Here is a 12394-nt window from a genome sequence, read left to right as displayed (position 1 = left end):
TACAGACCGAGTTTTATTGATTTGTTGCATTGTAGTTTTCTATCGCTGCGTTTGTTTGATTAGCCATATTTTGTACAGCCTCTTCTGCTGTGATCTCATCGTTTAACAGCCGTTCTAATTCAGCTTCAAAGTACATACGTGCTTCTTGATTTACACCTGATAAGGCACCTTGATCTTCAGATGTAGCATCATGTAACTGATCGATAGCCGTTTGGAATTGTGGAAATTCTGCTAAATTGTCCTTAAATACTTGTTCTTCCTGTGCAGTTTTGTTGACTGGAAAGTATCCTGTATCAGCATTCCATTGTGCTTGAACTTCTGGTGATACTAGGTACTGTATGAAGTCCCATGTTGCATCCTTTTTAGCTTCATCTTCTGAATCAATCATCCATAGAGACGCTCCACCAATAGATACACCTCCCTGATCTTCAGAAGATAATGCTGGGAAATAAGCGGTGCCAACTTCAAAGCGTCCATCAACTTCAGTTAGGATCTGGCGTAATGTTGCTGTTGAAGCTAAAGTGATAGCAGATTGTCCAGAAACAAACTCAGCTTGACCACCCGTACGCCCAACATTAGGTGCTACGTCTTCATCTTGTGCTTTTTTCCAAGTTTCTAAAGCCCATAACATGCTACCGTTCTGGTCAAAAGTAACTGCTGTAGGTGCACCATCTCGGCCGTTGCCATTGTTATACATATCTTCTTCAGTTTTATTGATAAATTGTTCAAGGTACCAGCCATAGATAGTTAGTGACATTGGCATCTCAACGCCTGCTTCAGTTAATTTTGGCGCGATATCAATGATTTCTTCAAATGTTGTTGGTGCTTGGTCAATACCAGCTTGCTCAAAAATATCCGCATTGTAGTACATTAAAGGGGTAGATGAATTAAAAGGCATGGAATATAAGGTATCATCTTTCGTATAGTAAGCTAGTAAATTTTCTTCTAGATCTGCTAACTCAAAATCTGACTCATCTACATAGTCTTGTACGGGTACTGTTAAATCTGAATCAATCATGAAAGTCATTCCCTGTTCAAATACCTGAACTAAGTCAGCTCCAACATCAGAGTCAGAAGCAGAGGAACGTAACTTCGTTAAAGTTTCATCATAGGTACCTTGGTACTGAGCATTCACGAATACATCGTCTTGTGAAGCATTATATTCATCTACAATTGTTTGTAATGCTTCTCCAGTCGAACCACCCATACCATGCCAAAATACCAATTCAGTTTGCCCTTCAGTGGCTCCTGTTGAGCTACTTGATGATTCAGAATTCGTGCTACCATTTCCACACGCAACTAATAATGTAGCGGAAAGTAAGCCTACACCAAAACGCATGATACGCTTGTTAAATTTCATTATTGTTATTTCCTCCCAAAAATTTCTTTTTTTAACTCTGCTATTCATATTAAACTAGCAATATTAACTTCCAATCAATTTTATGTATTTTTTTTGAAAATAATCAGTAAAGTCTTTAATTCAAAATATTTACACTTATTGGACTTTTTAAATATTAAAAAAACGGTAAATGCTCTTTATCTCGCACAAAATAAAGACTGATAAATCGCTCTACCTACTTTAATAAGTATATTTCATGTAAAGATTGTTTAGATATCTTTACATATCTGATTCATAAATACGCATTTTTAAACGATCAAATGACTGATGTTTAAGCCAAATTTATGCTTTAATATTTAAGCCTATTTAGGTTACTATAAAAGAAATGTATAATTCAGGAGGATGTTATTTATGGCACAATTACAGCAATGTACCCTAGCCGATGTCGATGAGTTAAGAGCTGTCTCTATTGAAACTTATACGGATACGTTTGGTGCTTTTAATTCAGATGAAAATATGCGAATTTATTTAGAAGATGCCTATAATCGTGGAAAATTATTAGCAGAATTAGAAACTACTAACAGCCAATTCTACTTTTTAAAGGTTAATAATGACACTGTGGGTTATCTTAAATTGAATGTAGATGATGCACAGACTGAGTATATAAACGACAATCTCCTTGAAGTGGAAAGAATTTATGTACGAACAGCTTTTTTACGTCACGGATATGGCACACAATTGATCCAAGCTGCCGAAGAAATTGCACGTAATCTAGGTGTGGCTGGTATTTGGTTAGGTGTATGGGAACATAATCAACGCGCCCTTCACTTTTATAGCAAAATGGGCTTTCACCATATTGGCCAACATGCTTTCTTTATGGGAGATGACGAGCAACTAGACTTGATTTATTATAAAGATATATATTTATTATAAAGATATATAAAAGATAAAGAATCCCTGGACAGGCATCCAGGGATTCTTTATGCATCAACTTGAATCTGTAATCTAAATTTTTGCCAAGGTTTAATTTCATCCCTATAGAACCAACAAAACACCTTAAGCTGCTTGTAAATCGGCCAGTTCTTCCTGAAGGCGTTCTACAGGTGTTGTATAGCCCATTATTTTTCTTGGTCTGTGGTTGATCGCATCGGTTACTTCCAGTAAATACGAATAGGACAATGGACGCAGAGTGACTCCCTTTGGGATAAATTCTCGGAGCATGCGGTTATGCCTTTCGTTCGTTCCTCTCTCCCAAGAAGCATACGCATGAGTAAAGAAAACCTGAACGTCTTCAGCGATGATTTCGATAAGAGACAGACTTGAAAACTCAGAGCCGTTATCAGTTGTGAGTGACTTGAACTGTTCTAGCCCCTGTTTTTTTATCAAGTCAAGCACGCCTTTTTGAACCAGCGCTGCGCCTTTTCCCCAAACTTTCTTAGTGAGGCAGTAGCGTGTTTTCCGTTCAACCGTAGTGATGATGACAGGCTCATTTTTTGTTTTCTTACCTAATACTAAATCAACTTCCCAATGCCCAAATTCTTCCCTCGAGAGTACTTCTGGAGAGCGTTCTTCGATACTGCGTCCCAAGTGTTTAGCGTTATGACCTTTAGGTTCAGAAACGGTTGTTTTTCGTGGCCGCATCCTAGTCTTCATAGGCAAATCGATATTACGGATTGGAAGTACGGCAGCATTTATCAAAGCATAAACGGTCTTCATGCATGGTACGCGTTCGTCAGGGTGCAACTTTCTATAAGAGTGTACAAAAATAGTAACTGTATATATTGATGAATATCAGTAAAATGGTACTCTATAATGTGCCCCAAAAGTCAGATTAATTTTAAGAGCGTTGACCAACCGGCCAACGCTCTTCTTTTTATATTTATTGTACTTAATTGGCTCCTAGACAAATAATTTAAGTGGGTTTTAAGTGATTTATATAAAAAACAACCCTTACAAAGACTATTAAATAAGACTTTGTAAGGGTTTTGTGTTTTATTCCCACTCGATGGTTGCAGGTGGCTTGCTCGTAATATCTAGGACGACGCGGTTAATGTGTGCACATTCGTTTACAATACGCTTAGAAATAGTATCTAATACATCATAAGGAATGCGTGCCCATTCTGATGTCATCCCGTCAACTGAAGTTACTGCACGAATACCAATAGTGTATTCATATGTACGCTCGTCACCCATTACACCTACTGATTTAAATCCTGGTAGGACTGTAAAGTATTGCCAGATGTCGTCTTCAAGTCCATGTTTTCTGATTTCATCACGTAAGATGAAGTCAGATTCACGTACGACTTCTAGTTTTTCAGGTGTTACTTCACCGATGATACGGATAGCTAACCCTGGACCTGGGAATGGTTGACGCCAAACGATTTCATTTGGCATACCTAATTCGGTACCTACTGCACGAACTTCATCTTTAAATAAAGTGTTCAAAGGCTCAATTAAAGAGAAGGTCATGTCTTCAGGTAATCCACCTACATTGTGGTGAGATTTGATTGTTTGCGCTGTATCGGTACCTGATTCGATCACGTCAGTATATAATGTACCTTGTGCTAAAAAGTCAACATCTTTAATTTTATGCGCTTCGTCATCAAATACGTACACGAATTCGTTTCCGATAATTTTACGTTTGCGCTCTGGATCAGATACGCCAGCTAATTTATTCAAGAAGCGTTCTTCAGCGTCAACTTTGATGATGTTTAAACCAAATTTACCACCTAAGGTTTCCATCACTTCTTTAGCTTCATTCTTACGCAATAAACCGTGATCTACAAAGATACACGTTAATTGGTCACCGATAGCTTTTTGTAATAATACACCTACAACTGATGAGTCTACCCCACCTGAAAGGCCTAGTAATACTTTACCGTCACCAACTAATTCACGAATTTCTTGGATTTTTATATCGATGAATTTTTCCATTGTCCATGACCCTTGTGCACCACAAATATCAAAGACAAAGTTACGTAACATATCGTTACCATGAACTGACGCACGAACTTCTGGATGGAATTGGAAACCATAGAATTGTTTTTCAGTGTTTTCAAAGGCAGCTACTGGACTATGTTCACCGCGAGCAGTGACTTCAAATCCTTCAGGAATTTCTTCAATTCGGTCAGAATGGCTCATTAACACTAGCTCTTCTGCTTCTAGCCCTTTAAAAATAGCTGAATCTGTTTTATCGATAAATAATGGCTGTTGACCATATTCACGTTTCTCAGAGCGGGCAACTACCCCACCATTTTTAAATGTCATTAATTGCATACCATAGCAAATCCCTAAAACCGGAATTCCTAAATCAAATACTGCTTCATCAATTGAAAAAGCATCTTCTGCATACACTGACATTGGACCACCTGATAAGATAATACCTTTCACATTACCTTTCGCCATGATTTCATCAGCTGTTAGTTTATGTGATAAAAGTTCTGAATAAACGCCTAACTCACGAATACGGCGTGTAATCAATTGATTGTATTGACTACCATAATCAAGTACAATGATTTTTTCAATATCTTGCATTGATTGTTGGACACTCATGTTTTCACTTCCTTTTTCGAATTTCATATTTATTCTAGCATTTAACATTTGTGATTACTAGGATTTTATCGATGTTCATTAAAATATTGTTCGGATTCTAATCTGGCAACCTTTAATAATTTGCTAAATTTATATTTAATTCGTTTTCAAAGCTGTTGACCATTAAAATATTGTATATAATAAAACAGAATAGGAGTGAAAGTATGAGAAAAGCGACTGGTAAAGCAAATGGGAAAATCATTATTATTGGTGAACATGCAGTTGTTCATGGATATCCATCTGTAGCCTTACCCTTCCATGCGGTAGAGATGACGGTAACTATTGAACAAATTCAAACCAATGCTTATTTAGTGAGTGAATTATATGAGGGACCTCTCCATCAAGCACCGTCTGACTTACAAAATTTATTAGCTGTCTATGACCAACTGCGGGCTGATTTAATGACACAAAGTCAAAGCCATTGGTTGATCAATATCCATTCTTCTATACCCGCAGAACGTGGTATGGGATCTTCAGCGGCTATGGCAACAGCATTAGTACGAGCTTTTTATAACTATTATGATCTCCCACTTTCTGATGATCAATTACTGAAATATGTCGACTTATCTGAAAAAATTAGTCATGGGAACCCATCTGGTTTAGACGCACGGGTTGCTGGTCTGGGCTTACCTTTAATCTATCAAAAGAATCAGCCAATAAAAGTTTGCCAATTTAATACCCCCTACTGGTTGGTGGTAGCTGACACAGGCATTCATGGAAATACTAAAAATGCGGTGACTGATGTAGCAGCTGGTTTAAATTCAGCTTTTATTACCCGTCGTCAAGCGGTAGAAAATAATCTACGCCAACTGGGTAAAGCAGCCAACCAATTTATTGATTTAGTCAATATAACACCGAATCAAATGGCTAACGACCAGCTATTTACGGCTATTTGTAATACATTTAAAGATGCTCACCAGCATTTACGAGCTTTACAAGTCTCTAGTCCTGAACTTGAAGCAGGTGTGACTTTTGCAGAAGCGAATGGCGCTGGCGCAGCCAAACTGACTGGTGGTGGCCGTGGCGGTTGCTATTTTGCATTATGTGATAGCAAGGACAAGGCTATCCTTTTGGCAGAATCATTAAAGGAAAATAACTTGGCAGTGGCAAGCTGGGTGGTCCCTTTTAAAAGTGCAGCTACCGAATAGTGGGCGAAATATATAGAAATCGGTTATAATAAAGGAAAGAATTTTTTTTGAGGGAGAATCAAGATGTCAGTTTTTCAAGGCGCTTACCGCGCACACACCAATATTGCATTAATAAAATATTGGGGTAAGGCAAATAAAGACCTTTTTATCCCCACTACATCTAGTTTATCACTCACTTTAGACGCCTTGTATACAGACTCGCGCGTAACTTTTTCAAGTGATTTTGATAAGGATGTTTTTTATTTAAATGGTCAGTTACGTAATGAAGTTGAAACGGCAAAAATTAGCCAGTTTTTAGATCTTTTCAGAGCTGAAGCAGCGGTTGATTTAAAGGCAAAAGTAGAAAGTGTGAACCATGTACCTACTGCAGCTGGATTGGCTTCTTCTTCTTCAGCATTCTCTGCCTTAGCCGCCGCTACAAGATCAGCTTTAAATTTAGAAGGTCAAATATCTGACCAAGTATTATCTACCTACGCTAGACGTGGTTCTGGTTCAGCAACGCGGTCAATTTTTGGTGGCTTTGTAGAATGGCAAAAAGGAACTCGCAATGAAAACTCTATGGCAGTTAGAGTAGATGAAGCAAATTGGGATATCGGGATGGTCATTATGGCGATTAATACCGCTGAAAAACGCGTATCTTCTCGTGAAGGTATGGCCCATACTTTGAATACTTCGCCTTTTTACCCGGAATGGGTAAAGCAAAATATGATTGATCTGGAACGGATTAAGGCTGCAATTGTCAAACAAGATTTTCAATTGATGGGGGAAATCGCGGAAGCCAATGCCATGCGTATGCATGCAACAACAATGGCTGCTGATCCATCATTTACTTATTTCGAACCTGAAACCATTAAGGCCATTCAAGCTGTTCAAGATTTGCGGGCGACTGGTGTATTGGCTTACTATACGATAGATGCTGGACCAAATGTAAAGGTCTTATGCCGTGCTAGCCAAATGGATGAAGTAGAAGCCTTTTTCAAGGATAAATTCCCTCATATGGACTTTATTAAAACAACGGCTGGTTCTGGGATACAACGATTAGATAGATGGGAGTATGAAGATGGCGCATTCGCATAATGATAGCACGATAATCCATACGAATAACGAAACAAACGCCATCAAAGTGGCCGTGCCTGGGAAATTATTTCTTGCAGGTGAGTATGCAGTAGTCAATTCTGGCCAAGCAGCCCTTCTAACAACAGTGGATGCTTTCTTACATTTAAACTTAATAGATAATCCTGGGGAAAATGGTTATTTAATCACTAATCAAGCCGACCATCCACTAGCCTGGTCATATGATATTAACGGGCAAGTGATCAGTGATGACCCCTTAGCCAATGAATTCCCGTTAATTTGGGAATCCATGCGCACAGTAATGGCATACGCTGAAGCAGTTGGTATGAAGTCAGCAACTACACCTGATTACTTTGATTTAGAAATAACTTCTGATCTTGATGCTGCAGATGGCACCAAATACGGTTTAGGATCATCCGGCGCTATTTCAGTAGCTGTAGTATCTGCCCTTTTAAATTATTATAAATTAGACCAAGATATTACCGAGTCTCAATGGGTTTACCGAGTGTATAAGCTAGTAGCGATTACGCAAGCACAGCTAGGTATGGTTGGTTCCCTTGGAGATGTAGCAGCTAGCGCTCAAACTGGTGTGATTTATTATCAGAATTTTGACCGTGAATGGTTTAACCAACAAGCTAAATCTACTGGTGAAGATATCCATCACCTAATTGAAGAATTTTGGCCTGACTTAATGATTGAGCAACTACCAATTGATCCAGATTGGACCTTGTCTTTAGTCTGGTCTAAGGAAAAAGCCTCCACAGAAGACCTGTTGAAAATGGTTGCACATCATATTTCTGAAAGAGAATTAGAAGAAATTATGTCGACTTTTAAACAACTGGCTAAACGTCAAGTGTTAATGGCTAAGGCAGCTATTCAAATGAATGAATGGTCTTTATTTAAGTCTGCTATTAAGGATAATTTTGAAAATATTTTAAATTACACACAAACACTGAATAAGCCGTATTTAACCAAGTCATTTAAGAAAGCACTAAAATTAGTGACATCAGATAAGTCTGTTGCCAAAATTTCCGGCGCAGGTGCTGGCGACTGTGCTTATGCAATTTCTAGTCAAGCTGATGAAGCTAGAAACATCGAAGCCACCTGGCGAGAAAACGACCTTGTCGTTCTTCCTTTCGCTTTTTGGCAAAGAAATGAACAGGAGAGATAATATGAACCGTAAAGATGCTCATGTGCACAATGCTGAAATGCAATATCAAACAGCAGCTACCGATTTTGAATCTGTCCGCTTTGTCCATCCATCTTTATCCCACCAAGCATTCCATCATATCGACTTGTCTACAACATTGTTCAAACAGCAATTTGACCGCCCCTTCTATATTAATGCGATGACAGGTGGATCTGCTTGGACAAAGAGGATTAATGGGATGTTTGCTGAAGTGGCCCGTGAATGTCATTTACCAATGGCTTCTGGCTCAGTATCAGCTGCCTTAAAAGATGCTTCTGTAACAGATTCATTTACAATTATACGGGAGGTCAATCCGAATGGCTTTGTAATGGCAAACGTGGGGGCCGACAAGAATTTAGAAGATGCTAAACGAGCTGTAGACTTGCTTGACGCAGATGCGCTACAAATCCACCTAAATACGGCACAAGAGATTGTGATGCCCGAAGGTGATCGTGATTTTAGAAAATTAGAAGACCATATTGTAGATATTGTCGAAAATCTAGATAGACCAGTTATGGTCAAGGAAGTTGGTTTTGGTATGTCCTATCAAACCATGCATCACCTTCAAAGTCTAGGTGTCAATACCATTGACGTATCAGGCACTGGTGGTACTAATTTTGCCAATATTGAGAATGCTCGCCGTGAAAACAAGGAGTTCTCTTACATGGCTGATTGGGGACAATCCACAGTAATTTCTTTATTAGAGGCACAACCATTAATGAGTCAAACTACAATCGTTGCTTCAGGTGGGATTAAAAATCCATTGCAGATGATGAAGGCTTTAGCTTTAGGTGCATCAGCTGTGGGCATGTCAGGACAATTTCTGCATTCAGTCCTTAGTGAAGGCGTTGATGCTACGATTGAGATGGTAAAATCTTACGACGAACAATTACGGTTATTGATGATGGTATTAGATTGTCAGGACTTAGATGAATTAAGAAATACTGATCTTATGATTACCGGAAAACCAGCTGAATGGTCAAGATTACGCCGAATTAATATCGAATACTTCGCATCTAGAAGTCAAAATTAAGCTTAAATAAATAGCGCTACAATATATAGGACTGATGACCTAAAAAGTCATTGGTCCTATATTTTTTGCCAAAAAAGGCTTAGACGCGTATTATGTTAGCAAACTAAAGACCGCTTGGACACGGTTGATAAATATTAATCATAATGAATAATAGAAATAGTTGCTAAATAAAAAACCAAGCAATCAAATGATACTTGGAAAAAATCTTACCTATCCGATTGGACAAAGAAGGTCTTATTCAATTAAAAGTTAAAATAAAAAATATAATAATGCAATTGTGCCGACTCCAGCGATGATTGTCTTGATAATATCTTTAAATCGATAAGCAACAAGTAAAGATACAAGTGCAGGAATTAGTTTGATATTCTCAAAAAGGTTGAGATTGAAATGGTCTTCCCAGAAAAATATATCGGTAAAAATCATTGCTGTAAAAATAATAACAGGAAGGTAAGCCATTGTCTGATAAACCATTGGAGAGATTTTACTTTTCCGCATAATAAATGCTGGGAGTACGCGCACAGCGATACAAAGAAATCCTAGTGATACTACAAATAATGTCATGATATCCCTCCTATGTCACGCGACGATTGTCTTGCCGTTTTAAGAAATAGAATACGACCGCTAGAGCGATAGCCGTTGCCATGATAATGACATAGGATGATTGGAAAATAATCATCAAAATAATAGCAAGTATACCAGTGAATAGCATGGTATTTAACATCATACGATTATTTAAGTTTGGTATCAGTATACCGATAAACATAGCAATCATAACAAAATTACTAATCACTTCTGGAATCTGGATAAAGGTACCAAATAAGGCGCCTAAAGCTGTAAATACAATCCATGAAATCCAAGTAGATGTAGATATAAATAAAGCATCATCGATTGACCATGGTTGTTGTGGACTAGCATTTTGAAATTTAGATACATTAATCGCATAGCTTTCATCTGCTGTCATATAACTCAACCAGGCAACTTTAAAATGCGCTACCTCTTTTAGGTATGGCCCAAAAGAAACACTATATAAGGCTTGACGGGAACTAAGTAACAATACTGATATAAAAACCTCGGCAATACCGGCTTGTTGTGCGATTAGCGCTGCAGCTACGAATTGAGCAGACCCTCCAAATACCAGGCCACTCATAAGTGCAACTTGCCACCAGGTCAATCCTGCATCAGAAAGTAATAACCCACAAGCTAAACCAACTGGTAAATACCCTAGAATAATGGGTATTGATAACTTAATACATTCCGACTTAACGTCCACTGTTTCTTGCATTAAACACCCTCCCCAATCTTTATTTGCTCAAAATCAACGCGTTTACCGGTTGACCTCGCGATGATAATCCATAAATTTCTTGATAAAATTATAGGGATCAATTAAACCTATTTGACGGGCAAAGATGTAGAGATTTGATTCCCGTAAAAAGGCTCTTTGAATTAAACGGTAATCTGTGGCAATTCTAATAGGTTGTGTATCTGCAATCAACTCACCGTCTGCTAGTACCCAAGCATGACGGGTAAATTCCAAGACTAGGTCCGTATTATGCGTATTAATGATAATAGCCATATCTTGTTCTTGATTAATTTGATAAAGATATTGCATAAATTCGTTGTAATGGTGATAGTCTTGACCTTCTGAAGGTTCATCAATAATTAATAAAGACGGCTTATTAATCAAGGCTGAAGATAACATAATGCGTTTTTGTTGACCAAAAGATAATTGTCCAATTTTTAATTCGGAGGCATAAATAAGTCCTGTTCGCTTCAATGAAGCGCGAATGACCTGTTTAGCTTCTTCCGGTGAATAATTACATTTAGAAGCAATATCTTCCAAATATGCTTTAACTGTATAATCAAGGATAGATTGGTCAATATTTTGTTGGATATAAACCGTTTCCTGTCTCATTTGAGCTAGATTAGCTGTCGTCACCTCTTCACCTAACCAGTGAATGGTCCCTTTATCAGGATGTAAATTACCATCGATAATTTGAGCTAACGTAGACTTACCTGAGCCATTCTTTCCAACAATAGCAATCATGTCCCCTTTAAATACTTTAGTAGAAATGTTGGACAGGGTGGCATGATCACGACCGGGATAGGTAAAAGATATATTGTCTAAGGTTAAAACAGATTCGTTACTTCGTTTTTGCACAAAATTTGGCACAGTCATCAGCCACGATTCAATCGTACGCTTCAAATTAGGTCCGTGAACGTAATTGACATTTGAAATATTACGCACTTTATCTAATGGATAACCGGTGTATCGAATAGCTGAAACATAAGCAGGTTCGCCGATTCCTAAACTATTTAAAATATTGCGTTTTAATAACTTCTCAGAGTCTCCATCAAAAATGACCCGACCTTCAGACAGGACAATCACGCGATCAACTGGACGGTATAGCACTTCTTCTATCCGGTAATCGACCATCACAACCGTCGCATCCGTATGATGATGAATGTCATCTACTAAATCGATAAAAATTTGTCCTGCTCGAGGCGCTAAATTCGCAAGTGGTTCATCAAAGATAAAAACAGATTGTTCATAGTTTACATTATTCACAAAATTCTGAATATCACGTTGCCCTTCAGAAAGTCGTTCTAAGCTAGTATCCACATCTTGGGGGTGTTCTAAAATACGACGTTTTAATTCTTCAGAAAAGTTTGGGATATATTCACTTGACCGTTTACGTATCCCATTTTTTTGAACAGTTTCTTCCAAATGGTGATCTACCGCATCCGCCATAACAGTTGCATCCATTGTTTCCATCTCAAGATCAAAGTTGACAATTTCCCCTTCAATCGTGCCTTGAAATTCTTCAGACCCTAATTTACCACGCAACGCGCGCACCAAAGTAGATTTTCCTGAGGCATTAGCCCCGATGATTAATACTTTTTCACCTCGATAGAAAGTTAAATTGATATTTTTTAATGCCCGTCTACTCGCACCTTTGTATGTAAACGACATATTTTTAAATTGTATCCAAGGATTGGACATAAATCCATGCCCCTTTCAA

The 12394-nt window shown here is 38.1% G+C and carries 11 protein-coding genes; 5 read left to right on the top strand and 6 right to left on the bottom strand.

Translation table 11 applies throughout. The features are described 5' to 3' along the window. Positions 1-13: 13 nt before the first annotated feature. Positions 14-1360 carry an ABC transporter substrate-binding protein gene (locus tag HMPREF3116_RS02250; RefSeq protein ID WP_070467454.1) on the bottom strand — a complete coding sequence of 449 codons (1347 nt, stop codon included), beginning with the start codon at positions 1358-1360 and terminating at the stop codon, positions 14-16. Between the two features lie 390 nt (positions 1361-1750). Between HMPREF3116_RS02250 and HMPREF3116_RS02245 the strand changes: the two genes are divergently transcribed. Further along, entirely contained in the window at positions 1751-2272 is a 522-nt protein-coding gene (locus tag HMPREF3116_RS02245; protein WP_070467453.1) for a GNAT family N-acetyltransferase, read from the top strand. A 123-nt stretch (positions 2273-2395) separates the two neighbouring features. Here HMPREF3116_RS02245 and HMPREF3116_RS02240 read toward each other — a convergent pair whose 3' ends face one another. Together HMPREF3116_RS02240 and guaA are read right to left on the bottom strand one after the other, a co-directional pair. Beyond that, on the bottom strand, positions 2396-3106 hold the full coding sequence (locus tag HMPREF3116_RS02240) for an IS30 family transposase (protein WP_256365712.1): 711 nt from the start codon (positions 3104-3106) through the stop codon (positions 2396-2398). A gap of 225 nt (positions 3107-3331) precedes the next feature. Next, positions 3332-4891 (bottom strand): glutamine-hydrolyzing GMP synthase, encoded by a 1560-nt coding sequence (guaA, locus tag HMPREF3116_RS02235; protein WP_070467450.1) that lies wholly within the window; start codon positions 4889-4891, stop codon positions 3332-3334. A 203-nt stretch (positions 4892-5094) separates the two neighbouring features. Between guaA and mvk the strand changes: the two genes are divergently transcribed. From mvk to fni, 4 genes are all read left to right on the top strand, one after another. Then, the gene (gene mvk / locus HMPREF3116_RS02230) at positions 5095-6078 is read left to right on the top strand and encodes a mevalonate kinase (protein WP_070467448.1); all 984 of its coding nucleotides are present in this window, start codon (positions 5095-5097) and stop codon (positions 6076-6078) included. A 63-nt stretch (positions 6079-6141) separates the two neighbouring features. Then, positions 6142-7155 (top strand): diphosphomevalonate decarboxylase, encoded by a 1014-nt coding sequence (gene mvaD / locus HMPREF3116_RS02225; protein ID WP_070467447.1) that lies wholly within the window; start codon positions 6142-6144, stop codon positions 7153-7155. Beyond that, positions 7139-8323: a phosphomevalonate kinase gene (locus HMPREF3116_RS02220; protein ID WP_070467445.1), complete on the top strand. Its 1185-nt coding sequence runs from the start codon at positions 7139-7141 to the stop codon at positions 8321-8323. Before mvaD ends, HMPREF3116_RS02220 begins: the two co-directional genes overlap by 17 nt. A gap of 1 nt (position 8324) precedes the next feature. Continuing rightward, positions 8325-9374, top strand: a complete 1050-nt coding sequence (gene fni, locus HMPREF3116_RS02215; RefSeq protein ID WP_070467443.1) for a type 2 isopentenyl-diphosphate Delta-isomerase — start codon at positions 8325-8327, stop codon at positions 9372-9374. A 249-nt stretch (positions 9375-9623) separates the two neighbouring features. On the opposite strand, the gene HMPREF3116_RS02210 is transcribed toward fni, so the two are convergent. Genes HMPREF3116_RS02210 through HMPREF3116_RS02200 form a run of 3 tightly spaced genes read right to left on the bottom strand, consistent with a single transcriptional unit; the run spans position 9624 to position 12375 of the window. Further along, positions 9624-9935 carry an AzlD domain-containing protein gene (locus HMPREF3116_RS02210; RefSeq protein ID WP_070467441.1) on the bottom strand — a complete coding sequence of 104 codons (312 nt, stop codon included), beginning with the start codon at positions 9933-9935 and terminating at the stop codon, positions 9624-9626. A gap of 10 nt (positions 9936-9945) precedes the next feature. Beyond that, a complete protein-coding gene (locus HMPREF3116_RS02205; protein WP_070467439.1) occupies positions 9946-10656 on the bottom strand; it encodes an AzlC family ABC transporter permease in 711 nt (236 codons plus the stop codon). A gap of 42 nt (positions 10657-10698) precedes the next feature. Beyond that, on the bottom strand, positions 10699-12375 hold the full coding sequence (locus HMPREF3116_RS02200; protein WP_070467437.1) for an ATP-binding cassette domain-containing protein: 1677 nt from the start codon (positions 12373-12375) through the stop codon (positions 10699-10701). Between the last annotated feature and the right edge of the window lie 19 nt (positions 12376-12394).

It is taken from the genome of Aerococcus sp. HMSC10H05 (assembly GCF_001806975.1).
GTDB classification, from domain to species: Bacteria; Bacillota; Bacilli; order Lactobacillales; family Aerococcaceae; genus Aerococcus; species Aerococcus viridans_B.
The sequence above is the reverse complement of the archived record's forward strand: the minus strand, read 5'-3'. Positions and strand labels throughout refer to the sequence as shown.

Coding starts and splice junctions, on each gene's coding strand:
- HMPREF3116_RS02250 (WP_070467454.1), bottom strand. CDS start 1,360: ATGAAATTTAACAAGCGTATCATGCGTTTTGGTGTAGGCTTACTTTCC.
- HMPREF3116_RS02245 (WP_070467453.1), top strand. CDS start 1,751: ATGGCACAATTACAGCAATGTACCCTAGCCGATGTCGATGAGTTAAGA.
- guaA (WP_070467450.1), bottom strand. CDS start 4,891: ATGAGTGTCCAACAATCAATGCAAGATATTGAAAAAATCATTGTACTT.
- mvk (WP_070467448.1), top strand. CDS start 5,095: ATGAGAAAAGCGACTGGTAAAGCAAATGGGAAAATCATTATTATTGGT.
- mvaD (WP_070467447.1), top strand. CDS start 6,142: ATGTCAGTTTTTCAAGGCGCTTACCGCGCACACACCAATATTGCATTA.
- HMPREF3116_RS02220 (WP_070467445.1), top strand. CDS start 7,139: ATGGCGCATTCGCATAATGATAGCACGATAATCCATACGAATAACGAA.
- fni (WP_070467443.1), top strand. CDS start 8,325: ATGAACCGTAAAGATGCTCATGTGCACAATGCTGAAATGCAATATCAA.
- HMPREF3116_RS02210 (WP_070467441.1), bottom strand. CDS start 9,935: ATGACATTATTTGTAGTATCACTAGGATTTCTTTGTATCGCTGTGCGC.
- HMPREF3116_RS02205 (WP_070467439.1), bottom strand. CDS start 10,656: ATGCAAGAAACAGTGGACGTTAAGTCGGAATGTATTAAGTTATCAATA.
- HMPREF3116_RS02200 (WP_070467437.1), bottom strand. CDS start 12,375: ATGTCCAATCCTTGGATACAATTTAAAAATATGTCGTTTACATACAAA.